At 53.6% G+C, this 319-nt stretch carries 1 rRNA gene; it reads left to right on the forward strand.

The window, feature by feature from the left end:
* A 23S ribosomal RNA gene (locus ACSQ8O_RS36745) occupies positions 1-319 on the forward strand; the annotation flags it as partial.

Below are 319 nucleotides of genomic sequence, written 5' to 3' on the forward strand. Positions count from 1 at the left end.
AGACGGAGCCGCAGCGAAAGCGAGTCTGAATAGGGCGCTTTAGTACGTGGACGTAGACCCGAAACCGTGTGATCTACCCCTGTCCAGGGTGAAGGTGAGGTAACACTCACTGGAGGCCCGAACCCACGAATGTTGAAAAATTCGGGGATGAGGTGGGGGTAGCGGAGAAATTCCAATCGAACTCGGAGATAGCTGGTTCTCCCCGAAATAGCTTTAGGGCTAGCCTCGGATGTTGAGTTGTGGAGGTAAAGCACTGATTGGGTGCGGGGCCCGCCAAGGGTTACCAAGTCCAGTCAAACTCTGAATGCCACAAACTTAA

The organism is Paenibacillus sp. LjRoot56, assembly GCF_964253335.1.
Taxonomy (GTDB): domain Bacteria; phylum Bacillota; class Bacilli; order Paenibacillales; family NBRC-103111; genus Paenibacillus_E; species Paenibacillus_E allorhizoplanae.